This window comes from Polaromonas sp. P4_F9 (assembly GCF_056401235.1).
Map to the genome: position 1 here is coordinate 1 of NZ_JBFUJT010000002.1, position 25,558 is coordinate 25,558.

25 protein-coding genes and 1 pseudogene are annotated in these 25,558 nt (G+C 61.6%); 15 read left to right on the plus strand and 11 right to left on the minus strand.

The window, feature by feature from the left end; genetic code table 11:
* Positions 1–392 precede the first annotated feature (392 nt).
* From urtD to urtA, 4 genes are all read right to left on the minus strand, one after another.
* Positions 393–1,274: an urea ABC transporter ATP-binding protein UrtD gene (urtD, locus tag AC1DUB_RS02020; protein WP_477728092.1), complete on the minus strand. Its 882-nt coding sequence runs from the start codon at positions 1,272–1,274 to the stop codon at positions 393–395.
* Entirely contained in the window at positions 1,271–2,392 is a 1,122-nt protein-coding gene (gene urtC / locus AC1DUB_RS02025; protein ID WP_477728354.1) for an urea ABC transporter permease subunit UrtC, read from the minus strand. Before urtC ends, urtD begins: the two co-directional genes overlap by 4 nt.
* An 8-nt stretch (positions 2,393–2,400) precedes the next feature.
* Positions 2,401–3,921 (minus strand): urea ABC transporter permease subunit UrtB, encoded by a 1,521-nt coding sequence (urtB, locus tag AC1DUB_RS02030; RefSeq protein ID WP_477728355.1) that lies wholly within the window; start codon positions 3,919–3,921, stop codon positions 2,401–2,403.
* A gap of 316 nt (positions 3,922–4,237) precedes the next feature.
* Positions 4,238–5,515, minus strand: coding sequence for an urea ABC transporter substrate-binding protein (gene urtA, locus AC1DUB_RS02035; RefSeq protein ID WP_477720667.1), 1,278 nt, complete (start codon positions 5,513–5,515; stop codon positions 4,238–4,240).
* Between the two features lie 518 nt (positions 5,516–6,033).
* On the opposite strand from urtA, the gene AC1DUB_RS02040 reads away from it, so the two are divergent.
* The 5 genes from AC1DUB_RS02040 (at position 6,034) to AC1DUB_RS02060 (ending at position 9,225) form a co-directional block, all read left to right on the plus strand.
* The gene (locus AC1DUB_RS02040; protein ID WP_477728093.1) at positions 6,034–6,468 is read left to right on the plus strand and encodes a hypothetical protein; all 435 of its coding nucleotides are present in this window, start codon (positions 6,034–6,036) and stop codon (positions 6,466–6,468) included.
* 95 nt (positions 6,469–6,563) lie between these two features.
* On the plus strand, positions 6,564–7,013 hold the full coding sequence (locus AC1DUB_RS02045; RefSeq protein ID WP_477728094.1) for a hypothetical protein: 450 nt from the start codon (positions 6,564–6,566) through the stop codon (positions 7,011–7,013).
* A gap of 100 nt (positions 7,014–7,113) precedes the next feature.
* Positions 7,114–7,977, plus strand: a complete 864-nt coding sequence (locus tag AC1DUB_RS02050) for an alpha/beta fold hydrolase (protein ID WP_477728095.1) — start codon at positions 7,114–7,116, stop codon at positions 7,975–7,977.
* Positions 7,978–8,081: 104 nt separating this feature from the next.
* Positions 8,082–8,501 carry a DUF1801 domain-containing protein gene (locus AC1DUB_RS02055; RefSeq protein ID WP_477728096.1) on the plus strand — a complete coding sequence of 140 codons (420 nt, stop codon included), beginning with the start codon at positions 8,082–8,084 and terminating at the stop codon, positions 8,499–8,501.
* 13 nt (positions 8,502–8,514) lie between these two features.
* Complete coding sequence (locus tag AC1DUB_RS02060; RefSeq protein ID WP_477728097.1) at positions 8,515–9,225, plus strand: hypothetical protein; 711 nt, start codon at positions 8,515–8,517, stop codon at positions 9,223–9,225.
* 144 nt (positions 9,226–9,369) lie between these two features.
* On the opposite strand, the gene AC1DUB_RS02065 is transcribed toward AC1DUB_RS02060, so the two are convergent.
* Positions 9,370–9,726: a hypothetical protein gene (locus tag AC1DUB_RS02065; protein WP_477720672.1), complete on the minus strand. Its 357-nt coding sequence runs from the start codon at positions 9,724–9,726 to the stop codon at positions 9,370–9,372.
* A 311-nt stretch (positions 9,727–10,037) separates the two neighbouring features.
* Between AC1DUB_RS02065 and AC1DUB_RS02070 the strand changes: the two genes are divergently transcribed.
* Complete coding sequence (locus AC1DUB_RS02070; RefSeq protein ID WP_477728098.1) at positions 10,038–10,955, plus strand: sulfurtransferase; 918 nt, start codon at positions 10,038–10,040, stop codon at positions 10,953–10,955.
* Between the two features lie 44 nt (positions 10,956–10,999).
* On the opposite strand, the gene AC1DUB_RS02075 is transcribed toward AC1DUB_RS02070, so the two are convergent.
* A complete protein-coding gene (locus AC1DUB_RS02075) occupies positions 11,000–11,704 on the minus strand; it encodes a glutathione binding-like protein (protein WP_477728099.1) in 705 nt (234 codons plus the stop codon).
* Between the two features lie 115 nt (positions 11,705–11,819).
* Between AC1DUB_RS02075 and AC1DUB_RS02080 the strand changes: the two genes are divergently transcribed.
* The 3 genes from AC1DUB_RS02080 (at position 11,820) to AC1DUB_RS02090 (ending at position 14,116) form a co-directional block, all read left to right on the plus strand.
* On the plus strand, positions 11,820–12,053 hold the full coding sequence (locus tag AC1DUB_RS02080; RefSeq protein ID WP_477728356.1) for a SlyX family protein: 234 nt from the start codon (positions 11,820–11,822) through the stop codon (positions 12,051–12,053).
* Between the two features lie 76 nt (positions 12,054–12,129).
* Positions 12,130–12,858, plus strand: a complete 729-nt coding sequence (locus AC1DUB_RS02085; RefSeq protein WP_477728100.1) for an aldolase — start codon at positions 12,130–12,132, stop codon at positions 12,856–12,858.
* Between the two features lie 271 nt (positions 12,859–13,129).
* On the plus strand, positions 13,130–14,116 hold the full coding sequence (locus AC1DUB_RS02090) for a response regulator (protein WP_477728101.1): 987 nt from the start codon (positions 13,130–13,132) through the stop codon (positions 14,114–14,116).
* A gap of 39 nt (positions 14,117–14,155) precedes the next feature.
* On the opposite strand, the gene AC1DUB_RS02095 is transcribed toward AC1DUB_RS02090, so the two are convergent.
* From AC1DUB_RS02095 to AC1DUB_RS02110, 4 genes and pseudogenes are all read right to left on the minus strand, one after another.
* Complete coding sequence (locus AC1DUB_RS02095; RefSeq protein ID WP_477728102.1) at positions 14,156–14,941, minus strand: DUF899 domain-containing protein; 786 nt, start codon at positions 14,939–14,941, stop codon at positions 14,156–14,158.
* A 46-nt stretch (positions 14,942–14,987) separates the two neighbouring features.
* Positions 14,988–15,365, minus strand: coding sequence for a VOC family protein (locus AC1DUB_RS02100; RefSeq protein WP_477728103.1), 378 nt, complete (start codon positions 15,363–15,365; stop codon positions 14,988–14,990).
* 24 nt (positions 15,366–15,389) lie between these two features.
* Positions 15,390–15,722, minus strand: a pseudogene (locus AC1DUB_RS02105) (SRPBCC family protein); the annotation flags it as partial.
* Between the two features lie 8 nt (positions 15,723–15,730).
* Positions 15,731–16,240 carry an ArsR/SmtB family transcription factor gene (locus tag AC1DUB_RS02110; RefSeq protein WP_477728104.1) on the minus strand — a complete coding sequence of 170 codons (510 nt, stop codon included), beginning with the start codon at positions 16,238–16,240 and terminating at the stop codon, positions 15,731–15,733.
* A gap of 188 nt (positions 16,241–16,428) precedes the next feature.
* On the opposite strand from AC1DUB_RS02110, the gene AC1DUB_RS02115 reads away from it, so the two are divergent.
* Both AC1DUB_RS02115 and AC1DUB_RS02120 read left to right on the plus strand, forming a co-directional pair.
* On the plus strand, positions 16,429–17,466 hold the full coding sequence (locus AC1DUB_RS02115) for an endonuclease/exonuclease/phosphatase family protein (protein ID WP_477728105.1): 1,038 nt from the start codon (positions 16,429–16,431) through the stop codon (positions 17,464–17,466).
* A 344-nt stretch (positions 17,467–17,810) separates the two neighbouring features.
* A complete protein-coding gene (locus tag AC1DUB_RS02120; protein ID WP_477720683.1) occupies positions 17,811–18,236 on the plus strand; it encodes an EF-hand domain-containing protein in 426 nt (141 codons plus the stop codon).
* Between the two features lie 56 nt (positions 18,237–18,292).
* Here AC1DUB_RS02120 and AC1DUB_RS02125 read toward each other — a convergent pair whose 3' ends face one another.
* Entirely contained in the window at positions 18,293–19,255 is a 963-nt protein-coding gene (locus AC1DUB_RS02125; protein ID WP_477728106.1) for a rhodanese-like domain-containing protein, read from the minus strand.
* 231 nt (positions 19,256–19,486) lie between these two features.
* On the opposite strand from AC1DUB_RS02125, the gene AC1DUB_RS02130 reads away from it, so the two are divergent.
* The 4 genes from AC1DUB_RS02130 (at position 19,487) to AC1DUB_RS02145 (ending at position 25,554) form a co-directional block, all read left to right on the plus strand.
* Complete coding sequence (locus AC1DUB_RS02130) at positions 19,487–21,886, plus strand: ATP-dependent DNA helicase (protein WP_477728107.1); 2,400 nt, start codon at positions 19,487–19,489, stop codon at positions 21,884–21,886.
* Positions 21,887–22,177: 291 nt separating this feature from the next.
* Positions 22,178–23,005, plus strand: coding sequence for a VOC family protein (locus AC1DUB_RS02135; protein ID WP_477728108.1), 828 nt, complete (start codon positions 22,178–22,180; stop codon positions 23,003–23,005).
* Positions 23,006–23,050: 45 nt separating this feature from the next.
* Positions 23,051–23,854, plus strand: coding sequence for an IclR family transcriptional regulator (locus AC1DUB_RS02140; protein WP_477728109.1), 804 nt, complete (start codon positions 23,051–23,053; stop codon positions 23,852–23,854).
* Positions 23,851–25,554: a bifunctional 3-(3-hydroxy-phenyl)propionate/3-hydroxycinnamic acid hydroxylase gene (locus AC1DUB_RS02145; RefSeq protein WP_477728110.1), complete on the plus strand. Its 1,704-nt coding sequence runs from the start codon at positions 23,851–23,853 to the stop codon at positions 25,552–25,554. The genes AC1DUB_RS02140 and AC1DUB_RS02145 overlap by 4 nt, the downstream gene beginning before the upstream one ends.
* The last annotated feature ends 4 nt before the right edge of the window (positions 25,555–25,558 follow it).

The window sequence follows — 25,558 nt, forward strand, 5'->3', positions numbered from 1 at the left end:
AGCCAGGACGGGGTTGACAAAAATTCAAAAACCACCGAACACACCGATGCCTCACTCCCTCCCCCGCTGGGGGAGGGTTGGGGAGGGGGCTGACCCCGAACCCACCCCCTTCTGTCTGCGCCGAGGAGCACAGGGCCAGGCGGATCAGGGATCGCGATTGTCTGAGCGCAGCGAGTTGAGCGAGACCCCGCCTGGACCGAGCACCGCAGGCTGCCCGCAGCGCAGCGGAGGGACGCAGACAGCAGGGTCGCCTTTTCTTTGGTGACTTTCTTTTGGCGAAGCAAAAGAAAGTTACTAGCCGCCGGGCTACCCCCGGCCTCGTCGTGAAAGCACACGGCGACAGCATCATCAGGGCTTCAACAAACTCACCCCGAACGGATGAGAAGAACGCCTCACCGCCCAAGATACACCTCAATCACCCGCTCATCCGCCTGCACCTGATCCAGCGTCCCCTGCGCCAGCACCGCCCCATCACACAGCACCGTCACAATTTCCGAAATGGTCTTGATGAAACTCATGTCATGCTCCACCACCATCAGCGAATGCTTGCCCTTGAGCGACAGAAACAGCTCGGCCGTGCGCGCGGTTTCCTCGTCGGTCATGCCTGCCACCGGCTCGTCCAGCAGCAACAGCTTGGGGTCCTGCGTCAGCAGCATGCCGATTTCCAGCCACTGTTTTTGTCCGTGGCTCAGATTGCCCGCCATGCGGTTCACGCTGTCGGCCAGATGAATCGTCACCAGTGTTTCGGCCAACTGGTCGCTTTGCGCCGAGTCGAGCCTGAAGAACATGGAGGACTTCACGCCCTTGTTGGTCTTCAGGGCCAGCTCCAGGTTTTCAAACACGGTGAGCTGTTCAAACACGGTGGGCTTCTGGAACTTTCGGCCAATGCCCATCTGGGCAATTTCGGCTTCCTTGTGGCGCAGCAAATCAATCGTGCTGCCAAAGAAAACCGTGCCTTCATCGGGCCTGGTCTTGCCGGTGATGATGTCCATCATGGTCGTCTTGCCGGCGCCGTTGGGGCCGATGATGCAGCGCAGCTCGCCCGGGGCAATGTCCAGCGACAGCTTGTTGATGGCCTTGAAGCCGTCGAAGCTCACGCTCACATCTTCCAGGTAGAGGATGCGGCCGTGGGTGGTGTCAACTTCGCCGGACTCAACGATGCGGCCCGTGCTGGCGTTGCACCCTCCCGATTCCGTGTTGTTTTTTCCGGCCGCCAGCTGCGCCAGGTGCTCTTCAACGCGGCGTGCGCCTTGCTCAAGCAGGTCGGGGGTCATTTCTCACCTCCTTTGCGGAGTTTCTTCACCAGCCCCACCACGCCCTGGGGCAGGAATAGCGTCACGCCAATAAACAAGGCGCCCAGAAAGTACAGCCAGAACTCCGGATACGCCACGGTGAGCCAGCTCTTGGCGCCGTTGACGATAAAGGCGCCCACAATCGGCCCGATCAGGCTGGCGCGCCCGCCCACCGCCGCCCAGATGGCAATTTCAATCGAGTTGGCCGGGCTCATTTCGCCGGGGTTGATGATGCCTACCTGCGGCACATACAGCGCCCCCGCCACGCCGCACATGATGGCCGAAATCACCCAGATAGTGAGCTTGTAGCCCAGCGGGTTGTAGCCGGAGAACATGACGCGCGTTTCGGCATCGCGTATGGCCTGCAGCACGCGGCCAAACTTGCTACCCACCAGCCATTTGGAAAACAGGAAGAAGCCCAGCAAGGTCAGGCCCGTCAGCACGAACAGCACCATGCGCATGGAGGGCGTGGCGAGCGGGATGTTCAGAATCCGCTTGAAATCGGTGAAACCGTTGTTGCCGCCAAAGCCGGTTTCATTGCGAAAGAACAGCAGCATGGCCGCAAAAGTCATGGCCTGCGTGATGATGGAAAAGTAAACACCCTTGATGCGCGAGCGGAAGGCAAAGTAGCCAAACACAAAGGCCACCAGGCCCGGCACCGCCACAATCAAAATCAGTGTGGCAACAAAGCTGTCGCTGAAGGTCCAGTGCCAGGGCAGCACCTTCCAGTCGAGAAAGACCATGAAGTCGGGCAAGTCGCTTTTGTAATTGCCGTCGCGGCCAATCTGGCGCATGAGGTACATGCCCATGGCGTAGCCGCCCAGCGCAAAGAACACACCGTGGCCCAGCGACAAAATGCCGGTGTAGCCCCAGATCAGGTCCATGGCCAGCGCGCAGATGGCGTAACACATGATCTTGCCCAGCAGAGCCACGGCATAGGTGCTCATGTGGAACATGCTGCCCTGCGGCACCCACAGGTTCAGCACCGGCGCCACCGCGCAGACGGCAATGAGCGCCATCATGAAAGCGCTCCAGCCGGCGCGGGTGAGCAAGGGGCCTTTGGCCGGAAGGTGCACGATGGTGGGCATGGGGATGGGCATTTTCACGTTCACGCCTCCGCCGAGCGGCCCTTCATCGCAAAGATGCCCTGCGGCCGCTTCTGGATGAAGATGATGATGAACACCAGCACGGCAATCTTGGCCAGCACCGCGCCCGTCCAGCCTTCGAGGAATTTGTTCAGGATGCCCAGGCCCATTGCGGCATACACCGTGCCGGCCAGCTGGCCCACGCCACCCAGCACCACCACCATGAACGAGTCCACGATGTAGCCCTGCCCCAGGTCCGGCCCCACATTGCCGACCTGGCTCAGCGCGCAGCCCGCCAGCCCGGCAATGCCCGAGCCCAGCGCAAACGCGTAGGTGTCCACGCGTGCCGTGTTCACGCCCATGCACGAGGCAATGGGCCGGTTTTGCGTGACGCCGCGCACAAACAGGCCCAGCCGCGTCCTGCTGATCAGCCAGGCCATGCCCAGCAGCACGGCAATGGCAAAGCCGATGATGACCAGCCGGTTGTAGGGCAGCGAGAGATTGCCCAGCACCTGCACGCCGCCGCTCATCCACACCGGGTTTTCCACGCCGACGTTTTGCGCGCCAAAGATGGAGCGCACCAGCTGCTGCAGCATCAGGCTGATACCCCAGGTGGCCAGCAGTGTCTCGAGCGGACGACCATACAGGAAGCGGATCACGCTGCGCTCCAGCGCCGCGCCCATCAGCGCCGACGCCAGGAAGGCCACCGGCACGGCGGCCAGCAGGTACCAGTCAAATGCGCCGGGCAAATACTTCTGGAACAGGCCCTGCACCACGTAGGTGGCATAGGCGCCGATCATCATCAACTCGCCGTGCGCCATGTTGATGACGCCCATCAGGCCATAGGTGATGGCCAGGCCCAGCGCCACCAGCAGCAAGATGCTGCCCAGGCTGATGCCGCTGAAGATGGCGCCCAGCTTGTCGCCCCAGGCCAGCGAAGCCTCCACCTTGGCCAGAGCGGCCCGCAGCGCCACCTTGACGTCGGCATCTTCTTCGCTGCCCAGGCGTTCGATCAACACGGTCTTGGTGTTGGGGTTGTTGCTGGTGGCGAGTTGCGCCGCGGCTTCCAGGCGTTTGGCCCTGTCAGTGCTGCCCAGCAGGATGGCAGCGCGCACCAGCTCCAGCTGGCTTTTCAGCGCCGGCACGGTTTCGGCCGCATAGGCTTTTTCAATCAGCGGAAGGCGGGCTTCGTCGCTGCCACCCGAGAGGGTCTTGATGGCATCGCGCCGCACGTTCTCTTCCTTGGAGAACAGCTTCAGCGCGGCCAGTGCCGTGTCCAGCTCGCCGCGCATCATGTTGTTGTTGATGACGTCTTCAGCGTCGGCCGGCAGGGCCAGCTCGGCGCCCGTCACCGGGTCGGAAGCCTTGTCGTCCTTGACCACAAACACCTTGTCGCCCGCGGTTTTGACGGCATCGTCGGCCATGGCCTGGATGAAGGCGGCAGTTTTCGCATCCGCGTTGGCTGCGGCCTTGTTCAAGGCCTCGACCCGCGCCTCGGTTTCACCCAGCGCCATGGCCTTGGCCTCCTCGGCTGTCAGCGCCATGGCCTGGCCGGCGAATGAAACAAGCGCGACCAGCAGAAGCTGCGGGAGGCGTCGGCAAAAGAAAAGTCGTCTGTAGATGTGCATGAAAGAACCTGTAGGCTGGGCTCGGCAAGGACCCAGGCTGCAACTCCCTTGGGTGATGAAAAACGATTGGCATCCACTAGAACACCTGACACCCCTGGTATCACTACAGTGCAAAAAGCGGGCCAAAAAACACATGCCCTTCGCCAGCGCGGGTCTGCAGCTGAAAAGCCGCACCTATTTCTTGCGAACCAGGTGCGGCTTGCGTGACAGGCCCGCGTGGGCTGCGGTGCGCTTACTTCGAAGCGACCTTGGCCGGCTCGTCTGGCTTCTTGTCGTTGCCTTCGATGTACGGGCTCCATGGCTTGGCCTTCACCGGGCCAGGCGTCTTCCACACCACATTGAACTGGCCATCGGCCTTGATCTCACCGATGAAGACCGACTTGTGCAGGTGATGGTTTTTCTCATCCATCTTCGACACGATGCCCGACGGTGCCTTGAAGGTCTGACCCGCCATGGCGGCGATGACCTTGTCGGTGTCGGTGGACTTGGCCTTTTCAACAGCCTGCTTCCACATGTTGATGCCGATATAGGTGGCTTCCATCGGGTCGTTGGTCAAAGGCTTGTCCTTGTGGCCGGCAATGCCTTTGGCCTTGGCGTAGTCAGACCACTTCTTGATGAACTCGGTGTTGGCCGGGCTCTTGATCGACTGGAAGTAGTTCCAGGCAGCCAGGTGGCCGACCAGCGGCTTCGTGTCCACGCCGCGCAGTTCTTCTTCACCCACCGAGAAGGCGACCACAGGCACGTCCTTGGCCTTCAGGCCGGCATTGCCCAGTTCCTTGTAGAAAGGCACGTTGGAGTCGCCGTTGATGGTGGACACCACGGCCGTCTTGCCGCCGGCAGAAAATTTCTTCACGTCAGCCACGATGGTCTGGTAGTCCGAATGGCCAAACGGGGTGTACTTCTCGTCGATGTCGGTGTCTTTCACGCCCTTGCTCTTCAGGTAAGCGCGCAAAATCTTGTTGGTGGTGCGTGGGTACACATAGTCGGTGCCCAGCAGCACCCAGCGCTTGGCGCCGCCACCGGCCTTGCTCATCAGGTAGTCCACTGCAGGAATAGCCTGCTGGTTAGGTGCAGCGCCCGTGTAGAACACGTTCTTGGAGAGCTCTTCACCCTCGTACTGCACGGGGTAGAACAGCAGGCCGTTCATTTCCTCAACGACTGGCAGCACCGACTTGCGGGACACCGACGTCCAGCAGCCGAAAATCACCGAAACCTTGTCCTGGCCCAGCAGCTGCTTGGTTTTTTCAGCAAACAGCGGCCAGTTGGAGGCCGGGTCCACAATCACGGGCTCAAGCTTCTTGCCCATCACGCCGCCCTTGGCATTGATCTCGTCAATCGCCATCAGCACGGTGTCTTTCAACACGGTCTCGGAAATGGCCATGGTGCCCGACAGGCTGTGCAGAATGCCAACCTTGATCGTGCCCGTGGTCTGGGCATGGGCTGACAGGGCAGAAAGGCCCGTCAGCGCGACGGCAGCGGTAAGCGCCTTGAGGGTAAAACGACGTTGCATGAGTGCTTCTCCGGTAAGGTGGTAAATCGCGTTTCGCTGCGCGAGAGCCCGAAAGTCAGGCTTTTACGCAGCGATGAATGGATTCTGGGGACCGGAGGGGGATTGGGATATACGCCGGGTGGCGTATGTTGCAGGCAGGTGAAGGAGCGGTTTGAGGCTGGTTGAACGCCACCTGGGCCAGTCCGCTAACCTGGAGATAAAGATATTGCTGGAGGCGGGCAATGACCACCTTGGACCGAGGCAAGCCGTCCAAACACTTTGGCCGATGACAAGCACTCATCCTCAATTCCAAGGATAGCCAGACTGTCACGGTTAATTGAGAATGGCTACTTTGGCGCAGTAATTAGCGACGGCGATTTTCTCAAATCCAATATATCTGTACAAATACGCAGTTGATCGAGTTAACTACATGATGCAAAACAAGATTTTCTGTTTCCCAGAGCAATGTTATTCGGCAGGGTGCCGTGTTATCCCGCAGTTCTGCGGGACCTATCAAAGTTAGATTTTCGGACTCACCAATGAAGTCAGGCATTTCTTTCACCAAAATTTGGTTCGACGATGACATGGTCGAACTAAGAGTTCGAGTGTCAAACGAGCAGTCAGTTTTCGTCAATGAGGTTTATGTCGGACATCAACAGCTCACGGATTTGGTGGCAGATCTGAACCGCTTCAAGACTCACGTTCACGGAGGAATCTACGATATTTCCTTCGGATCGTTTGGCCCTGAATATGCCCACGGCTCATTTCACGCTCGTCTGCATTTTCAGGAGCGCGGGATTCTTTTTGTGACCGTCAAAAGTCAGTCCGATTTTCAAGATTTCGGAAAGAAGAACGTGGCATGCGAGGCGACGCTCTATTTGAGAACCGAACCCGCGTTGCTCGACAATTTCATTGGGGAGATGAAGGAAATGAGCGATGGGAAACGAGACGATGTTGCGCTTGAAACCATCTAACCAATTGCTCGGCACGGACACGCAACAGCAGCAAGCCGCTGTGCGACTGGTGTTGCGTGCCGGGCAGCGCCAACGTTAGACCGCACGCAAACGCAATGACGTACTACTGCACTTTGTTTCTGCGCTCGGACGAAAGAGACGCACTCTCGGAAATCTTGCTTCCCGCTCTCACCGAGGCGCTTGACCCGGACGACAACCAATCACCTGCAAACTTAGCGCGCACGCAGCGAATGCGTACTGCAGGCTTCGTCACGAGAAGCGACCTGCCCCGGTACGCGTGGTGCCTGGATTCGCGGGAAAGGGTGGGGTCCGATGAGAGCGATCCGTTCGCTCATGTGTCCTGGCTGCTTTCACAGCTCAAACCTGGCGTTCTGCTAGGCGACGCGAGGAAGCAAGGCCTTGAAGCTTCACTGGGTTTCTTCTGGGGAGGCCAAGGGACCGGCGGCGGACCTTTCATTTCTGCCCAATTCGCGGACCTTCTCGTGCGCCATCAGATCGGCCTTGATGTGGGGTTCTACTATGAGGACCCGTCAGGTGCGGTCTAACATGTCGTGTATGGACTCCCCCACAACGGCAGCAGGCCGCTTCGCGGCATATGTTGCGGTCCGGTTATCTCCAACGTTGAGCCGCAAGAGAAGGAGACCTATGAAGATTGTCGGCGTGGCAATCCTGCTACTTGGTGTCGCTGTGTTATCTGGCTGCGGCAGTCGTAGTCTCGCCAGTGGCGTCGTCAAGCAGCCTGTTCAGACCGGCTATGCTCCCGTCAACGGCCTGCGAATTTACTTTGAGATCCACGGCACTGCCAACCCGGCGCGACCGCCGCTCGTGCTGCTGCATGGCGGCGGCGACACAATCAAGACCTCTTTCGGCCACATCCTGCCGGAGCTTGCGCGTGACCGACAGATCATCGCGTTCGAGCAGCAGGGCTACGGGCACACGGCAGACATTGCCGACAGGCCGTTCAGCTTCGAGCAGTCGGCGGACGACACTGCCGCATTGTTGGACTACCTGCACATCGAAAAAGCCGATCTCTTCGGTTTCAGCAATGGCGGCACGATCGCGTTGCAGGTGGCGATCCGGCATCCGAAAGTCGTGCACAAGCTCGTATTGGCATCGGCCTTATCCAGGCGCGAGGGCGCCTATCCCTGGCTTTGGGAGGCGATGGCCAAGGCCAAGCTGGAGAACATGCCGAAGGAATTGCAGGAGGAGTATCTCAAGGTCGCGCCGCACCCCGAGAACCTGCGAATGTTTCACGACAAGGCCGCCCAGCGCGTGCGCGACTTCAAGGACATCCCGGCTGACGCCATCCGCGGCATCACCGCGCCGGCGCTCGTTATCGTCGGCGACGCCGACGTCATACGCCCTGAACACGCCGTGGAGATGTTCCGGGCCCTCCCACACGCGCAGCTTGCCGTGCTCCCCGGCACCGATCACATGAAGGTAACGGCGCGCACCGAGTGGCTGGTGCCGACGATCAGCGCGTTTCTGGACGCACCGGCAGCGAAGTAACAGTAGCCCAGCCTTGCCTCATTGCTTTCCAATTTGCGGCCCAACCATGCGCTCCAGCCGACGGTTTGCAAATGAAATCTATCCGGAACTACCAGGATGAGAACATGAAACCGTCGGACGCGAGCCAAGGCCAGTCGGCATCGGAGCTCATCTCGAAAAGAATCGCCGAACTCGGGGACTGGCGCGGGGAAACCCTCGGCAGAATGCGCAAGCTCATCCAGGAAGCAGACCCGGACGTCCTCGAGGAGTGGAGGTGGATGGGCACTCCGGTTTGGTCGCACGACGGCATCATCTGCACTGGCGAATCCTACAAGGACAAAGTGAAGCTTACCCTTGCCAAGGGCGCGTCTCTGAAGGATCCGGCCCGTCTCTTCAACTCGAGTCTCGACGGAAACGTACGCCGCGCAATCGACATCCACGAAGGAGAGGAAGTTGACGAGTCCGCCTTCAAGGCGCTCGTTCGCCAAGCGATCGCCCTCAACAGTTCTGGCGAGTCGAAACCTTCGAAGAAAGCGAAGTCCTAAGGGATTGGCATCGATGAATGCACCTGACCCGGCCAGTGGAGTGAGCCTCAACGCTCAGATCAAGGTGGGCGTAAAGGTTCAAGCCACCGGTCGCGTCATCGCAAACTTTGCCTGGCAACACCTGAAGGCCGCCACTACCTTTCGAGACCAGGTCATGGCAATCGAATCTCAGAACACCACGCAACCCTTCGGCGCATTCTTTGAAGACATCCGTTCCTACGGTAGCGCCTGCATCATGTCGGCGGCGGCCTCACTTGAAGCACTCATAAACGAGTTCTTCATCACGCCAGAAGGACCGCTCCGCAAACAACTTGTCGATTTCGAGGCGGCGTTCTGGGGTAGAGGTGGAATTGAGTGGAAACCACCACTTGAGAAATATCAACTCGCCCTTGAGATGCTTGGCCAGAAGCGAATGGATGAGCAGGCACAAATATTCAAGGATGCTTGGGCGCTGATCGAACTACGAAACGCGCTGGTTCACTACAAGCCAACCTGGGATCCAGACAGGCAGCGCAAAGTCGAACTCGTCGACCTACTCAAGAACAGGTACGAAGTAAGCCCATTCCCAGATGCCGGTTCAGACTTCGTCACCATGCGCAGCATGAGTTCCGGTGGCATGCGCTGGGTCATCGCTACGACCGTGAACTTCATGAAGGAGTTTCATGCTGGGGCCAAGCTTGACGAACAGAAGATGTCGGCCTTCTTTCGGCTCGGCGACGCCTAACTTTTTTTACAAGGACTTCCCATGAAGTCAAGTAACAGTACGCAACTATTTTTCCTTGATCACGGCATTCCTCGCGCGGGCATGAACTGAAGCGGCATTGAAACGAGGATATGGGTCGGCCTCAAGTGAGCGTTTCAATCAGCCCTAGCCGTCCTTGTCCTCGTCTTCCTCATCATCCGACTCATCCACCGCCAGGTCATGCACGTCGGCCACGGCGGCGTCAAAGTCGGAGTCGACATCGGACGAGGACTCGTCGTCGTCTTCTTCCCCTTCAATATGGTCGGGCAGAATGTCGGCGTCCGACGGGTCCATGCCTGCGCCCGCCGATGCGCGCTCGCCAGTGCCCACGGCGTCGCTGTCGCTGGACATTTCGTCGTCGCCGTAGGCGCCCTGGGCATCGCTGCCGCTGTCGGAGTTGTCGCTGGGGCCAAGTGCGTTGGTGTCTTTTCCCCGGACATGTTCGGGAGCGTGCAGGCCGCCGAAAATACTGCTGGTTGCCATGTTGGTCCTTCGTAAGAGAAATCACTCTATGCCTTCTTGGGATTCAAGGCAAATCAGGGCAATGAAATTACTCTGCAAATGGCCTTGGCAGCGCCGCTTGATTTAATCGGAGATTCCCGCTAGTCACTCTCAAAACGATAGCTTCTCTCGCAGATATTCACTGGGTCCATAGCCCACACCATCAACAGTCTGGGGTCTTGCCGCACGGGCGCGGGTTCGCCCGGCCGTGACGTGAGAAAATCTATCCCTTCATTGCAATCCACTGGCTTGGGCATCGCCTGAATCCTGGCCTCCAAAAACACGCACGCGCTTTGCCCTTCTTTCACGTCGCCTCGCCACGCTGGCAACAGCTCATCACGCCAGCCTGGCTTGCCAGGCTGATGGCGGGCGCCAGCGTGAGTGCCGCACCAGCGAACAACTGGCGTTTGTTGGAAGTCGATTGCGGGGCGCCCACCGTATTCTTAAAAAGCCACATACCCGGCGCCGCCTACCTGGACACCCTCTGCCTGGAAGAAGGGCCGTTCTGGAACAAAGTGCCCGACTCGGCCTTGCTGCAATTGTTGTTGGGCCTGGGCATTCGTCATGACACGACGGTGATTCTGTACGGCCGAAACACAACGGCCGCGGCGCGTGCCGCTCACCTGATGCTCTATGCGGGCGTCAGGGACGTGCGCTTGCTGGACGGCGGTTTTGACGCCTGGTTGCGCGCTGCGCTGCCCTGTGCAGACGGCGCGCCACAGCGCCACCCACCGGCGGCCAGCTTTGGCGCGGCCTTCCCGGGGTGTCCGCAGTACCTGATCAACACGCACCAGGCGAAGTCGCTTTTATCGCAGCCTGATGGTGCGCTGGCCAGCATCCGTACGTGGGATGAGTTCACTGGCAAGACCTCTGGCTACAGCTACATCAAAGCCAAGGGCGACATTGCAGGGGCACGCTGGGGCCGGGCTGGCAATGGCGCTGATGTGAACAACATGAGCGCCTTTCAATGGCCGGACGGCACCATGCGGCCTGCCAGCGATATCTGCCAGTTCTGGGCGAAAGAAGGCATACACCCCGGCCTGCAAACAGCGTTTTACTGCGGCACGGGCTGGCGCGCATCAGTGGCGTTTTACTACGCATGGCTGATGGGCTGGGAGCGAATCAGCGTGTACGACGGTGGCTGGTTCGAGTGGAGTCATGGACTGGGCCACGAAGCTGTGACCCAACCAGGTCTTTGTGCGCAAGCCTGACGAACGACATCCGTTCGCCAGCTATCGACCAACCCGCACAGCCGTCAACCCCGTTTCGGTATCCCCAGGCCCTTGACAACCGCCGGCCGCGCCACAAACGCCGCGAGCACCCGCTTCACATTCGGGAAGCTGTCAAACCCCACCAGCTCTCCCGCCTCGTAAAACCCGACGAGGTTGCGCACCCAGGGGAAGGTGGCGATGTCGGCGATGGTGTAGGCGTCGCCCATGATCCAGGTGCGGCCTTCCAGCCGCCGCTCCAGTACGCCGAGCAGGCGTTTAGACTCGGCGACGTAGCGGTCGCGCGGACGTTTGTCTTCGTAGTCTTTGCCGGCGAACTTGTGAAAGAAACCGATTTGCCCAAACATGGGGCCGATGCCGCCCATCTGGAACATCAGCCACTGTATCGTCTCGTAGCGGGCAGCGGCATCCTGCGGCATGAATTGGCCGGACTTGTCGGCCAGGTACAGCAAGATGGCACCGGATTCAAACAACGCCAGCGGCTTGCCGCCGGGGCCGTTCGGGTCGAGGATGGCCGGGATCTTGTTGTTGGGACTCAATGATAGAAATTCCGGCGACATCTGGTCATGGGTTTCAAAGCTGACCAGATGGGGCTCATACGGCAGGCCGGTTTCCTCCAGCATGATCGATGCCTTGACGCCATTGGGCGTGGGCAAGGAGTAGAGCTGGATCCGGTCAGGATGTTGGGCGGGCCATTTCTGGGTGATGGGGAAGGCAGAGAGTTGGGTCATGATGGAGCAGCATTGTCTTGCCAGAAACACGAGCGCGGGTTTGGCACACCCTGTAGCCCGAGCAACCGGAATGGGTATTCAAATGTCATCTCCCCAGTTCATGTCCAATAAGCCCATGGAACAACCGAACACCACCGCGAACACCACCGACCAGCGCCTGACCGATCTGGAGATCAAGGCATCGTTTACCGAAGACCTGATGGATCAGCTCGACAAGGTCATCGTGCGCCAGCAGCAGCAAATTGATGCCCTGATACACGAGATTGCCGAACTCAAGCAGCAGCCCGTGCGCGACGGCGATGTTGTGGTGGGCCGCAGCCTGCGCGACGAGCTGCCGCCGCATTTCTGACGCCCTGCCCCGATGCGCCGGCCACCGTCGCGCTATAAAGACGGGGCATTCGTTTGAATTACAGAAAGACCCGTTCATGCCCCACGCCGATTCACACCAGAAAGATTTTGAGGCGGCGTACCAGCTGCGCAGCGACCTCGCCCTGGCCTTGCGCGCCGCCGCACGGCACGGGCTGGCCGAAGGTGTCTGCAACCACTTCAGCGTGGAGTTGCCGGACGGCTCGGATCGCTTTTTGCTGAACCCGCGCGGCTTGCTCTGGAGCGAGATCGGCGCGGACGACATCGTGATGATTGATGTGCAAGGCAACAAGCTGGCGGGCCGGCACGAGGTGGAGCCCACAGCCATGTTCATCCACGGTGCGATTCACGGCCATGCCCGCAAGGCCTGCGTGCTGCACACCCATATGCCTTACGCCACGGCCCTGACGCTGACGGCTGACCGTGGCCTGGACACCACGCTGTCGCAAAACGCGATGCGCTTTCACGGCCGGGTGGCCATTGATGCAGATTACAACGGCCTGGCGCTGGACGCTACCGAGGGCCTGCGCATTGCCCGGGCGATGCAGGGGGCGGACGTGGTGTTTCTGGGCAACCATGGCGTGGTCGTTTGCGGCGCGCGCATGGACCACGCATATGACGACCTGTATTACCTGGAGCGGGCCTGCATGGTGCAGGTGCTGGCACAGTCCACCGGCAGGCCCCTTGTGCCGGTCGATGCGGCGATTGTCGAGCGCGTGGCCGGGGAAACCATGGGCGAGCGTTTGCAGTCCGAGCTTTTCTTTGAAGCGCTTCGCCGCACGCTTTGATTGAGGCCGGGGCGTTTTCCGTTTTTGTTTGTTTTTGTTTGTATTGGGTTTTGGCGTTTGTTGTGTTTTTTGTTTTTTGTTTTTTTGTTTGTTGTACTGGCGTGCGCTTAAAGTGAGTGGACAGGCAAGCGGGTAGGCGATCATTGACGCCTTTAGCCAAAAGTTCTACGCTGTCACCCTGGCGCGCGAGGGATCGAGGCGAAATAAGCTGCCAGCACTTGCGGTCGCCGCAGAAAGACACCACCTAGCATGGTCACTGGGAAAGGCTTCCGTGCATCCTGACCTTCCGCAATCCGCAGGGCCGGTCAATCAAGGGCTTGAGCCCATCGTGACGCATGCCCTGCAGCGCTTTCGCGCCCTGCTGCCGGGCGAGGTCGAGCTCGCGGTTGAAATGGCTCATGAACATCCCCAGGTGCGCGCGCATGCAGACCGGCTGGAGCAGGCGCTGGTGAGTGTGTTCATCGTGGCATGGCACTCCATGGTCGGCCTGGCAACACAAATCGTGGTGGAGTTGAGCGAGGTGCTGCTGGACGACGTTGTGCTGGACCCCGATGCGGGAAAATTGCAGGGCGGGCTACCGCCCAGGCGTTACGTACGGCTGGTTGTCAGCAACAACAGCCGGGTGACCACAGGCCCCGCCCACACGCTGATGCCGGCGCCCACGCTCGTTGACGACAGGCCCGCAAGCGCGCGCCGGCTCCCGCTGGTAGAGATCAGCAACATCATTGCCCAGCACCACGGCATGATCACCTCGTCCCCGGAGCCGGGCCGGGGAACCGCTTTTGATATTTACCTTCCCACCGCACTGCCCAGGGAAACCCCGGCAGTCGACACCTTGCACTCCGACCTCAAGCACATCGTCTATGTGGACGACTATCAAGCCATGCGGGGCCTGGTCAGCGAGGCACTGCCCGATGCCGGCTTTCGGGTCACCTGCTATGAAAGCGGCCGGGACGCCCTACCGGCCCTTAAGGCGGATTCGTCCGGATGTGATGCGGTGGTCACCGACTACCGGTTGCAAGGCTATTCCGGTATTGAATTGCTCAAGCAAATCAAGCGGCTGCGCGCAGACCTGCCGGTGATCATTATGTCGGGCTACGTGGATGACGCGCTGAGGGCCAGCGCTCTCGAGGCGGGGGCGGCCCTGGTGATGAGCAAGACCCATGACCTCAGCGAGTTGTGTATCGCCCTGCGCGAACTGTTCGGCGATTCACCGCACCCCGATCTGGTCACCTATTCCGGCTGGTCGAAACTCTGAGCGGAGTACGGGGACTTCAGCGGGGCGGATGCTTGGGTCTCATATGGCGCCGGCCTCCGCATGGCAGCAACTGGAGGCAGCCTGCGCAGCTGGCTTGGGCGCCCCTTCATATTTGTCATATTTGTCGTGGTGGCGCACCCAGGCCATGGTGAAAGGCAAGCTGTCTTCATTGCGACCCTGAGGTGTGAGGTCTATCCAGCTGTAGGTTCCCAGCAGCAGCTCGAGGCCGCGCGCGTAGGTGGAGTAGGTGTGAAAGATGTTGCCCTGGTCGTCTTTGCAAAACACGCTGGCGCCCGGCAGTTCGTCAAATCCTTCCGTCATGCGGTAGTTGTAATACACCTTGCCCCGGGCCAGCTCCTCTTTGGTGAAGGAGACGTGGTAGTCGCGATTGAAGTCGCTCGCGTATGACGACAGCCACTTGAAGCGCCAGCCCATGCGCAGCCTGAAGGCGGCCAGCTCGGCCAGCGGCGCATGCGACACCACGGCCACGGTGATGTCGCGCTGCGCTATGTGCGTCAACACGCCGTCCAGATGGTCGGCCAGCAACGAACAGCTGGGGCAGCCCTCCTTCCAGCCCGGGCCGAACATGAAGTGGTAAATGATCAGCTGGCTGCGCCCTTCAAACAGGTCGGCCAAGGTCTGCCTGCCCTGAGGGCCCTCAAACACGTAAGGCTTGTCGACCTTCACCCACGGCAACCTGCGCCGCTCGGCGTTCAGCAGATCGCGCTGGGCGGTGAACTCCTTTTCCCGGGCAAGCAGGTGCTGCCGGGCTGCGACCCATTCTTCGGGCGACACGATGGCGTGGATGGCGGGATTTGCGTTCACGGGTGCACTCCTTGAAAGTTGGGCCGGGCGTGAAAAGGCCGGCGGGTCAGCGATTGACGATGTGAAGGATGTTGCCGTCCGGGTCCTTGAACCAGGCGCCCTTGAAGGTGCCGGCAACATGGGCATCGCCCTGCCGCGTCAACCCGGGCAGGTCGTAGTGTTCAAACACCACGCCTTTGGCCTGCAGCGTTTGCAGGATGTTGTCGAACTCGTCGCCCACGCCCCAGGTGGCAGACGTGGCCTGGTTGGTGCCGGCGTATTGCGAGGCATACACAATCACCGTGGCGTTGCCGCTCTGGTAGCTGAGCACGCCTTTTTCCGAACTCTCCAGGGGCTGAAGGCCCAGCGTGCCTCCGTAGAACTTGCGGGCCACGTCGATGTCCTTGACGGCAATGGTGGCCATGGCGTTTCTGTTTGCGAGCATGATGATCTCCTGTGGATTGGCATATCAGGTGAAAAGAAGGTCGAGTTTGGCGAAGGCCCCCGTCCAGCCCTGGTTGTGGCTATCGCGCGCGGCCTGGTCGTAGAACTTTTCGTGCACAAACGTGAGTTCGCAACCGCCGTCCCAGGGCCGCAGCATCACGGTGACCTGCGACACCCGCTCGGGTGTGCTCTTCCAGGCCCAGCTGAAAACCAGCTTCTCGGAGGGCACCACTACCTGGTACACGCCGCTCACGTCATGCACCTCGCCGCCGGGCGCGCCAAACCGGATGTGGTACCGGCCGCCGACGCGCACATCGAGGTCGGCCACCGAAACCACACTTTCGGGGTCGGGCCCGAACCAGCGGGCTAATGCTTGCGGGTCGGTCCAGGCCCGCCAGACTTTTTCGGGCGAGGCCTTGTAGTGCCGGGTGAAGTTGACGGACGACCGCTCCTGGGTGCTGCTGGCTTCACCACCTTGGCTGCCTTGATTTCCTTGGCCGCCGTCGCTGTTTTTACTGTTCTCCATGGGGGGTTTAACTCCTCTTGCTGATACAGGTAGCGGCCCAACGCATCCAGGCGATCGGACCAGAATTTCTCGTAACGGGACAGCCACATGGCGGCCTCCTGCATGGGCTCCGGCAACAGGGCCAGGTTGACGACCCGCCCGTCCTTGGCACGGGTCACCAGTCCCGCGGTTTCCAGCACGCGCAGGTGCTTCATGAACCCGGGCAGGGACATGCCATGCGGCTTTGCCAGCTGGCCCACCGAGAGGCTTCCCTGCTCCAGGGTTTGCAACACTTTGCGGCGCGTCGGGTCGGCCAGCGCGGCAAACACGGCGTTGAGTACATCGTCTGCATCGTCTTGATACTTAACCATATGGATTAGTATTAGACGAGTCACGCACCTTGTCAACCGTCAAGGTGGAGAAATCTGTTTCTTTGTGTATTCGTCGGTGGGAAATAATGCCGACCTGCTGGCCCGCCCGCGGACATGCTGCAATTGGAGGATGCGCCGCGCAGCCCCGCTGGATAAACTGCGCCTTCATCCACTCCGGGGGGCGTGCCATGCTGCTGTGCAACTTCAACGTCAACAACCTGTTTGTGCGCTACAAGTTCGGGAAAACGTTTCCGGGCGACCAGGGTGGCAAGAGCCAGGTGACCAGCCCCAATGTGGGCTATTTGCCGCTCTACCAGAAGGGCGCCTTCGAGGTCTTCAACGCCGAGCAGCGCAAGCTGGCCGCGCTGGCCATTACCCAGGGCAATACCGTGCTGCCCGACGTGGTGTGCATACAGGAAGTGGAGAGCCTGATTGCGTTGCGCGAGTTTAATGAGCGGTTCCTGGCGGCGGCTTATCCGTATGCCGTGGTGCTGGACTCGCGCGACTTGCGGCAGATTGATGTGGGCATTTTGTCGAAATACCCGCTGGACAGCATTGCCACCCATGTGGACGACACGGCCGCCGGCAAATACATCTTCAGCCGCGACTGCCTGGAGGTCCGGCTGCGCGTCAAAAAGACCGCGTTCGTCACCTTGTTCATCAACCATTTCAAGTCCAAGCTGGCGCTGGGGGCCAATGAAGAAGCCCGCAACAGGGAGCGCGCCGCAGCCAACCAGAGGCGCCAGCTCCAGGCCGAAACCGTGGCCAAGCTGTTGAAGACCCGGTTTCCCGGCGCGGCCTTCACGTCAGACTATTTCGCCGTGCTCGGTGATTTGAACGACACGCCGCTGGCACCACAGCTCTCCCGGCTCTGCCTAAAGTCGGGCCTGGTGGATGCGCTGGCCATGCTGGCGCCAGAGGAGCGGTGGACGCATTACTGGAAAGCGAAAAACAGTGTGTCGCAACTGGACCATGTGTTGCTGTCCCCCGCCCTCGCCGGCAAGCTGAAGAAGAATGGGATTTCGATCGAGCGGCGTGGCATCGGCTTTCGGGCTGAATCGAAGAAAGTCGATGGCGGCTACCTGCCCAAGCAGGTGGGGGTGGAGGCCATCGAGGACGACCCCGATGCGCTACTGATTGATTTCCAGTTTGAACGCTTCAAGGAGGTGTCCAGCCACAACGTGGCCTCGGACCACTGCGCGATCTTCCTGAAATTTGCGATCTGAGCTGCGGACCACATGCAGGCTACTTGCAGACCTACTTGCAGACCACTTGCGCGCGGCCCAGGGGACGGCCTGCTGGAAGGCCACACTTCGGGTGCGGAGAAGGCTTCGTGGCACCATTGGGCCGCATATGGAGGTCCATGCGAGGGGTTCACGCAGGAGATGACGCGGCATGAAGCAAAGATATGTGTCCGCCGCACGCCCGAATGTAAAGCGGCGAAACACCCTGCAAGCGTACTGGCACATGGGCACCTGTTGGTGTTCAATGTTCGTCATGGCTCTACCTGAACTTGAGCAACAATATTTCAAAACACTCCAAAACATTCCAAACATTCAGCAGCCAACCCATGACCCTTAAGACCCTCAAGACCCTTAACGCCAAGCCCTTTACTGCAAAACAGATCTCGCGGAGGATGTCTTCGCGCGTCGCTTCTGCATCTCACAGGTCCTGGCTTTATGCCACCGCCATGATGCTGACGCTGACCGCTGCTGGCGCGCTGCTGGCCATGCGCGCGCAAGCCCAGACGCCCGAGCCCGACGCCGCGGCCCCTGCGCAGGCGGCACCCAGCCCGGCGGCGCCCAAATACGCAGCCAAGGACATGGCGATGGCATTCAGCTACATGGATGCCAACAAGGATGGCAAGGTCAGCCGCGACGAAGCGGCCGGTTTTCGCGGCGTGGCGAGACACTTTGACGAAGCCGACACCAACCGCGACGGATTTCTTTCACGCGAGGAATTTGAAAGCGCATTGAACGGCAGAAAGCCCCAGTAAAGTCCTGCCCGCTCCCGTTCAAGGTATTACGGTTTCAAGCATTGCGGTTTCAGGCACTACGGTTTCACCATCTCAGCGGGCTCAAGCCCGCTGGGGTACTCCAGTGGAAACCCCGCCGCTTCCCAGGCATCGATGCCGCCGTGAAGCGGGCGGACGTTGCTGAAGCCCGCGGCCATCAGGCGCTTGGCGACCTGGGCGGCAGACGCATCGTTGGGACAGGCGCAGTACACCACCACATGCGCGTCGTGCGGCAGATCGAGCGAGGCCATCTTGCGGTCCAGGTCCGACCAGACCAGCGCGCCGGGAATGATGCCGCCGCCGGCACGGCTCAGCTCCGTGCGTACATCCAGGATCACGGTGGGCTTGTTGTCCTGTGTCCATTGCTGCAGCTGATGGGGCGAAATACGAGCCATGCGCAGTTGCCGGTACAGGCGCTGGCGCTGCCACCATTTGTGCGCCAGAAACAGGCCGAAGCACAGCAGCAGCACCACCACCCCGATGCGCCCCAGTTGCTCGAAGACCAGCAACACATCCGCCACCGCATCGTGGAACACCAGGCCGATGGCCAAGCCGCCGCTGGCGTACAGGACGGAGCCGATCGCGTCAAAGAAAATGAAGCGGCCAAAAGGCACGCCGGTTCTGCCGGCCAACGCCGTCGCCAGCGAGGCAAAGCCCGGAATGAACTTGGCCAGGATCAGCGATTTGGCACCCCAGCGCGTGAAGATCGACTCGGTCTGCCGCACGCAGGAGTCGGGTGAGAGGGAAATGCGGCACAGGGTTTTCAGCACGCGGCCGCCATAGTGGTGGCCGGCCCAGTACCACACGCTGTCGGCAATCAGGCAGGCCAGCACGGCCGTGAAAAGCAGCCCCCCTGCCGAGTACTGGCCGGTAAAGCTCAGTGCCCCGGTCAGGATCAGCACCGGGTAGGCCGGAATGGGCAGGCCGAGCTGTTCCAGCCCGATATTCAGGAAGACGGCGGCCAGGCCGTATTGCTCCAGCCACAGGATAATCTGGTTCATAAATTCAATGCTGTCCGGTTGCGGGTTGGAGGTGGCAATGCAGGTCACACCGCCGGGCCCATAAGGATCCGCAAGGCTCCATAGGCAGACTGTAGACGGCCTGGGTGCGCGGGTAAATGGCGGGTGCGCTAATTCACTGTTGCCCGCACCTGAACAGTCACCGACCGTGACTGTACTACCATGGGCCTCCCCTTCTCAAATGACGCAACCCACCGCCCAAGCGAGCCCCGATTGAAATACCTTGTAGCCGTCAGGGCCCTGTGCGCGTTCACGGCCAAGCACGGTGACCTCGACCTGCGCTTCACGCCATCGCCCTCCGCGCAGGAAGGCATGGCCGGCCATGCGCTGGTGGCATCGCGGCGCGGCGAGTCCTACCAGGCGGAAGTGAGCCTGCAAGGCGACTACAAGACCCTGACGGTGCGCGGCCGGGCTGATGGCTATGACCCGGTGCTCAACCAGCTCGAAGAAGTGAAGACCTTTCGCGGCGACCTGCATGCGATGGCCGAGAACCGCCGGCAGCTGCACTGGGCGCAGCTGAAGATTTACGGCTGGCTGCTGTGCGCTGAAAAAAACCTCTCCGACATCAACCTGACGCTGGTCTACTTTGACGTTGCCAGCCTGCAGGAAACGCCGCTCACCGAGCAATTTTCGGCCGCTTCCCTGAAACAATATTTTGAAGCGCAATGCGAGCGCTTCCTGGCCTGGGCCAACCAGGAGCTGGCGCACCGTGAAGCGCGTGATGCGGCCCTGAAGGCCCTGGAGTTTCCGCACCCCGACTTTCGGCCCGGGCAACGCGCGCTGGCCGGGGCCGTGTACAAAACAGCCCAGGCCGGCACCTGCCTGATGGCGCAGGCTCCCACCGGCATCGGCAAGACCATGGGCACGGTTTTCCCGGTGCTCAAGGCGGTCCCGGGGCAGCAACTCGACAAGCTGTTTTTTCTGGCGGCCAAAACCCCGGGCCGCAAACTCGCACTGGATGCGCTGGAACGCATCCGGGCCAGCAGCGCCGGCAGCGCGGGTAGGACCGGCAACCCACAAGCACAAGCACAGGCCACGCCCTTGCCACGGCACCTGCCCTTGCGCGTGCTGGAACTGGTCGCGCGCGACAAGGCCTGCGAGCACCCCGACAAAGCCTGCCACGGCGACTCATGCCCGTTGGCCAAAGGTTTTTACGACCGCCTGCCGCAGGCGCGCAGCGCAGCGGTGGGCCATGCGGCCGCGCATGGCGTGCTGGACAAGAGCGCCCTGCGCGCAGTCGCGCTGGCACACCAGGTCTGCCCCTACTACCTGAGCCAGGAGCTGGTCACCTGGTCGGATGTGGTGGTGGGCGACTACAACTATTACTTTGACACCAGCGCGCTCCTGCACAGCCTGGCCAGCACCAACCAGTGGCGCGTGAGCGTGCTGGTGGACGAAGCGCACAACATGGTGGAGCGCGGACGAAAAATGTACTCGGCCCTGCTGGACCAGGCCCAGCTGCAGCAGGTGCACGCCCTGGCGCCCAAGGCCGTCCGGGGTTCGCTGGAGCGGCTGAACAAAAGCTTGCATGAACTGCACCAGACGCAGCGGGAGACCTACCAGGTCTACCCCGAGCTGCCCGCCAGCTTTCTCAAGGTGCTGCAGCAGGCCCTCACCCACATCACGGACTTCTTGCTGGCCAACCCGACCCGTGTGGACAGCGCCTTGCAGGATTTTTACTTTGAGGCCCTGCACTTCTCACGCATGGCCGATGCGTTTGGCGAGCACTCGGTGTTTGACGTGACGCTGCGCCAGGAGCCCGGCGAACAAAATGCCCTGCAGGCGGGCCCGGACACGGCCCAGCTGAACATTCGCAATGTAGTGCCGGCGCCCTTCCTGGCGCCCCGCTTTGCGGCGGCACAGTCGGTGGCCCTATTTTCGGCCACGCTGAGCCCGCAAAACTACTACACCGACACCCTGGGCCTGCCCGCCGGCACGGCCTGGACCGATGTGCAGTCGCCCTTCCTGGCCGAACAACTCGCGGTCCATGCGGTCAGCGATATTTCGACCCGCTACCAGCACCGCGACGATTCGCTGTCACCCATCGTGGACCTGATGGTGCGGCAATATGAGGGGCAGCCCGGCAACTACCTGGCGTTTCTGAGCAGCTACGACTATCTGCAAAAACTGGCCGCGCTGTTCAGGCAGCGTTACCCGCATATCCCCATGTGGGAGCAGACGCGCGGCATGGAGGAAGCCGCGCGCGATGCGTTTCTGGCGCGCTTTACACCGGCGTCCACAGGCATTGGCTTTGCCGTGCTGGGCGGCTCGTTCGCCGAAGGCATAGACCTGCCGGGCGACCGGCTGATCGGCGCCTTCATCGCCACGCTGGGCCTGCCGCAAGTCAACCCGGTGAACGAGCAGATCAGGGAGCGCATGGGCGCCAACTTTGGCGCCAACCAAAGCTATGACTACACCTATCTCTACCCCGGTTTGCAAAAAGTGGTGCAGGCGGCAGGAAGGGTGATACGCACCACCTCGGACCGCGGCGTGGTCTACCTGATGGATGACCGGTTCACCCGGCCCGAAATACAAAGCCTGTTGCCGGCCTGGTGGAAGGTGGTGCACCTGCGCGCGCGGCACAGCAAGCGGAGCAGCCTGGCTGCGGTGTGAGCTCCCCCGCTACTGCGGGTCACCCATCAGGAATGGTTGACGCCCGTGCAGTGGCGCCGTGCAGCCGGACTGATGCCTCCCTGGAATGGGCACCAACTAGCCTTCTTGCCTAATAAGAACAGGGAAGTACAGGGAAAAGTAACTCCTGAAAAGATAGCAATTCCGCGAAAAACCACGCCGGAGGGCTGCCGGCAAAATATCGCTCCAGTCTCACCTGTTGAGATTTTTGTTTGACAGCTTTTCCCACCCCGGCGACAGTGATGGCACCGATTCATCACACAAGCCGCCATCATGGAACTGCAAGCCGCACTGCAATGCATTCACCTTTATTCGCCTGACCCGCTGCGGGCCGCCCGTTTCTACAGCGCCACCTACGGCATGACGCTGGAGCCCGGCACCGAAGGCTACCTGTGCCGCGGCCCGGGACGCGAGGTGCAGCTGTCGGCGGGCCCCGCCAACCAGCTCAGGTATGCGCACTTTGCCCTGAGTAGCACCCCTGCATGGGCGTCGTTTGACGCCCGTACGCAAGGCCTTGCACGCCAGGCTTTGCCCGCCGCCTTTGCCGGCCAGACCGCCGTCGCCCTGCGGGACCCGGACGGCAACCTGCTGGTCTTCACACCCCGCGAAGGCATCCAGGCTGAAAGCATGGAACCGGCGTTGCCGCCCGCCGCTCTGCAGCACTTTGCGCTGCGCACGCCCAACCTGCCCGCCCTGCTGGATTTTTATACCGGACCCTTGGGCTTTGTGCTGTCGGACGCGGTGAAAGATGCGGAGGGTGCCGTGCGCGCCTGCTTTTTGCGCACCGACGCCCTGCACCATGCGCTGGCGCTGTTTTTTGCGCCCACCGCCTGCTTTGACCACCAGTCGTTTGAAGCACCCGACTGGGCCAGCATGAAACAGTGGGGCGACCACATGGCGGCCCTGCGGGTGCCCATCGTCTGGGGCATCGGCCGCCACGGCCCGGGCAACGACGTGTTCTTCATGGTGCGCGACCACGACGGCAACCTCGCAGAGATTTCAGCAGAGATAGAGCACTGCGCACCCGGCCGCCCCGCCGGGCTCTGGCCGCACGAGGAGCGCACGCTCAATCTGTGGGGCAAAGCCATTTTGCGCAGCTAGGCCGCCGGAAAAAGGCGCGAGAGACAAACACGAAAGACAAACACCATGGCAAGCACCAACCGCATGCTGCGCATCCTCGGGTTTTTCAACCTGGAGCGCCCGGTCATCACGCCGGAATGGTTAATCGAGCAGCTCGGTGTGTCGCGCGCCAGCGTCTACCGCGACCTGGGCCAGCTCGCCAGTGCGGGCATGCTGGAGCGCGTGGCCGACCGCGGCTATGTGCTGGGCCCCATGGTGGTGGAACTGGACCGCCAGATCCGCCTGGCCGACCCGCTGCTGGGCGCCGCCGGTGAACTGCTGGGCCGGCTGGCGGAAGAGACCGGGGGCATCGTGCTGCTGTGCCGCTTTCACGGCAACAAGGTGATGTGCATTCACCAGGCCAGCCCCTTGAAGAACCGCCATCCAGGGGCTCAGCCGGGACTGTCGGTCAGCTACGACCGGGGGCGCGCCATGCCGCTGTACCGGGGCGCCACGTCAAAAATCATCCTGGCCTACCTGCCGCAACCCCAGCTCAGGCAGCTCTGGACGACCGAGCGCAAGACGCTGGTCGCGGCAGGTCTGCCCGACGACTTTGCGCAGCTCGGCAAGGTGCTGCGGGGCATCCGCGAGGTGGGCCACTGCATCACCGAGGGCGAGGTAGACCCCGATGCCGGGGGCTTTGCCGTGGCCTTGCGCGACGGCGAGCACCTGCTTGGCAGCCTGAGCATTGTGCTGCCGGCCGCTTCGCTCACGGCCGCACTGCGCAAGACCATGCTGACCCGATTGCAAAGTGCCGCGGGCCGCATCGAAGGCCGGCTGCAAGACCAGCGGGCGAAAGCCCGCGCAACCAAAAAAACGGACACCCCATGAACGCACCACTGCCTTTTTCATCGCTCTCGCCAACGCTATCCTCGTCAGCAGGCGACATGCACTTTCCGGTCGTGATTGTGGGCGCAGGGCCCACCGGGCTCATGCTGGCCAACCTGCTGGGCGTGCAGGGTATCCGCAGCCTGGTGATAGAGCGCAACACCAGCACGGTCGGCGAGCCGCGCGCAGTCACGATTGACGACGAGAGCCTGCGCACGGTGCAGGCCACGGGCCTGATCCGCGACGTGCTGCCGCAGGTGGTGCAGGGCTATGGTGTGCACTACTACTCCTGGCGCAACAAGGAGTTCGCACGCATTGAACCGCGGGGCATGGAGCACGGCTTTCCCAAGCGCAACGCCTTCCGGCAGCAGGTGCTGGTGGGCCAGCTGCGCGACGGGCTGCAACGCTTTGACGAGTCGGCGATCTGGTTCGGCCATGAACTTGTGCGCTTTCAGGATGAAGGCGTGGACGGCGAAGCCGTGCACCTTGAACTCCGACATGCAGGGGAGACAAAACACATCAGCTGCGACTGGCTGGTGGCCTGCGACGGCGGGCGCAGCAGCGTGCGCGAGCAGCTGGGCATCCAGCTGACGGGCAGTACCTACGACGAAAAATGGCTGATTGTGGACTTGCTGGACCGCACCTGCGCCTTCCGCCACACCCGCACCTACTGCGACCCGGTGCGGCCCGCCATACGCCTGCCCGGGCCGGCCGGCACGCTGCGCTATGAATTCATGCTGCACGAGGGTGAAGACCCCGAACAGATGCTGGACGAGGCCCGCATACGCAGCTGGATCCATGCGCGAGAGCCGGCAGACGCCACGCTGGCGATCACGCGCAAGGTGGTGTACGCCTTCCATGCGCGCGTGGCCGAGCGCTGGAAATCAGGCCGCGTGTTTCTGGCCGGCGATGCGGCACACCTGACGCCGCCCTTTGCCGGGCAAGGCATGAACAGCGGCGTGCGCGACGCGGCCAACCTGGCCTGGAAGCTGGCGGCTGTCGTGCAAGGCCGGCTGTCCGCCTCGGTGCTGGAAAGCTATGAGCAGGAGCGCAAGCCGCATGCCTGGTCGCTGATCCGCATGGCGGTGCGCATCGGCGCCTTCATGCAACCCAAATCGGCGCTGGCCGCCATGCTGACGCAGGGTGCGCTCAGGCTGTGCAGCCTGTACCGGCCGGTGCGCGACTATGTGATGCAGCTCAAGTTCAAACCCCGGCCGCGTTTTGCCGAGGGCTTTTTTGCGGATGGCGAGGCCGCCCCGGCCTTGGTGCCGGCCGGACAGCTGCTGCCCCAGCCGATGGTGGAGCTGCCGGACGGCACGCGCGCCGCGCTGGACGATGTACTGGGCTCCGGCTTCGCATTGCTGACGCTGGCCGGCGCCGACGCGGGCGCCGCGCTGCAAAGCATGGCGTCCTCGGGCCTGGCCTGCAGGCATGTGCAGGTGATCCTGCAGGCAGACGATTTCATCACGATCGCCGCACCGGGCGCCACACCCGATGCCGTGCTGCGCGATGGCGACGGCACGCTGGAAAAAATCATCCGCAGCGCCGGCGCCGATGCCGTGCTGCTCAGGCCCGACCGCTACGTGCTGGCGTACTTCAACCGCCAGGATGCGCGCGCCGCCACCCGGGTGCAGGCGCTGCTCCAAGAGTTTGCACCGCACCACGCCCACCCCATACCCCACCCCATGCCCAACGCGGCATAGACCG

Excerpts from the sequence above, each read along its gene's own strand:
- urtB (WP_477728355.1), bottom strand. The coding sequence starts at position 3,921 with ATGGCGCTGACAGCCGAGGAGGCCAAGGCCATGGCGCTGGGTGAAACC.
- AC1DUB_RS02125 (WP_477728106.1), bottom strand. The coding sequence starts at position 19,255 with ATGAACCAGATTATCCTGTGGCTGGAGCAATACGGCCTGGCCGCCGTC.
- AC1DUB_RS02080 (WP_477728356.1), top strand. The coding sequence starts at position 11,820 with ATGGAACAACCGAACACCACCGCGAACACCACCGACCAGCGCCTGACC.
- AC1DUB_RS02050 (WP_477728095.1), top strand. The coding sequence starts at position 7,114 with ATGAAGATTGTCGGCGTGGCAATCCTGCTACTTGGTGTCGCTGTGTTA.
- AC1DUB_RS02060 (WP_477728097.1), top strand. The coding sequence starts at position 8,515 with ATGAATGCACCTGACCCGGCCAGTGGAGTGAGCCTCAACGCTCAGATC.
- AC1DUB_RS02040 (WP_477728093.1), top strand. The coding sequence starts at position 6,034 with ATGAAGTCAGGCATTTCTTTCACCAAAATTTGGTTCGACGATGACATG.
- AC1DUB_RS02075 (WP_477728099.1), bottom strand. The coding sequence starts at position 11,704 with ATGACCCAACTCTCTGCCTTCCCCATCACCCAGAAATGGCCCGCCCAA.
- AC1DUB_RS02100 (WP_477728103.1), bottom strand. The coding sequence starts at position 15,365 with ATGCTCGCAAACAGAAACGCCATGGCCACCATTGCCGTCAAGGACATC.
- AC1DUB_RS02140 (WP_477728109.1), top strand. The coding sequence starts at position 23,051 with ATGGCAAGCACCAACCGCATGCTGCGCATCCTCGGGTTTTTCAACCTG.
- urtC (WP_477728354.1), bottom strand. The coding sequence starts at position 2,392 with ATGCCCATCCCCATGCCCACCATCGTGCACCTTCCGGCCAAAGGCCCC.
- AC1DUB_RS02120 (WP_477720683.1), top strand. The coding sequence starts at position 17,811 with ATGACCCTTAAGACCCTCAAGACCCTTAACGCCAAGCCCTTTACTGCA.
- AC1DUB_RS02110 (WP_477728104.1), bottom strand. The coding sequence starts at position 16,240 with ATGGTTAAGTATCAAGACGATGCAGACGATGTACTCAACGCCGTGTTT.
- AC1DUB_RS02065 (WP_477720672.1), bottom strand. The coding sequence starts at position 9,726 with ATGGCAACCAGCAGTATTTTCGGCGGCCTGCACGCTCCCGAACATGTC.
- urtA (WP_477720667.1), bottom strand. The coding sequence starts at position 5,515 with ATGCAACGTCGTTTTACCCTCAAGGCGCTTACCGCTGCCGTCGCGCTG.
- AC1DUB_RS02085 (WP_477728100.1), top strand. The coding sequence starts at position 12,130 with ATGCCCCACGCCGATTCACACCAGAAAGATTTTGAGGCGGCGTACCAG.
- AC1DUB_RS02055 (WP_477728096.1), top strand. The coding sequence starts at position 8,082 with ATGAAACCGTCGGACGCGAGCCAAGGCCAGTCGGCATCGGAGCTCATC.
- AC1DUB_RS02115 (WP_477728105.1), top strand. The coding sequence starts at position 16,429 with ATGCTGCTGTGCAACTTCAACGTCAACAACCTGTTTGTGCGCTACAAG.
- AC1DUB_RS02135 (WP_477728108.1), top strand. The coding sequence starts at position 22,178 with ATGGAACTGCAAGCCGCACTGCAATGCATTCACCTTTATTCGCCTGAC.
- urtD (WP_477728092.1), bottom strand. The coding sequence starts at position 1,274 with ATGACCCCCGACCTGCTTGAGCAAGGCGCACGCCGCGTTGAAGAGCAC.
- AC1DUB_RS02145 (WP_477728110.1), top strand. The coding sequence starts at position 23,851 with ATGAACGCACCACTGCCTTTTTCATCGCTCTCGCCAACGCTATCCTCG.
- AC1DUB_RS02045 (WP_477728094.1), top strand. The coding sequence starts at position 6,564 with ATGACGTACTACTGCACTTTGTTTCTGCGCTCGGACGAAAGAGACGCA.